The following is a 213-nucleotide window of genomic DNA, read 5'->3' as shown; positions in this document are numbered from 1 at the left end:
GCAGGCAAACTCTTTTCCCCTGTCTGAAGTGAAGGTTTTAAGAGCCTCTTTTGGAAATAGCCTACAAAGTTTTTCGATGGCTGAAAACATGGCTTTGGCTGTTCTATCTGGTATCTTGAAAGCTAAGTAAAAACGAGTTTTTCGCTCTAGAAAGGTCGCTAAACACCCCTTGCTTTCGCCTCTGGAAGACACCACAGTATCAAGCTCCCAGTG

The 213-nt window shown here is 44.1% G+C and carries 1 protein-coding gene; it reads right to left on the bottom strand.

The window, feature by feature from the left end; genetic code table 11:
• A partial coding sequence (locus HMPREF3249_RS00610; RefSeq protein ID WP_142350222.1) for a DDE-type integrase/transposase/recombinase occupies positions 1 to 213 on the bottom strand: 213 nt, incomplete at both ends.

This window comes from Streptococcus sp. HMSC36C04 (assembly GCF_001839535.1).
GTDB lineage: Bacteria > Bacillota > Bacilli > Lactobacillales > Streptococcaceae > Streptococcus > Streptococcus hominis.
Note: the sequence above shows the minus strand (reverse complement) of the source record. Positions and strands in the feature narration are given on the sequence as shown.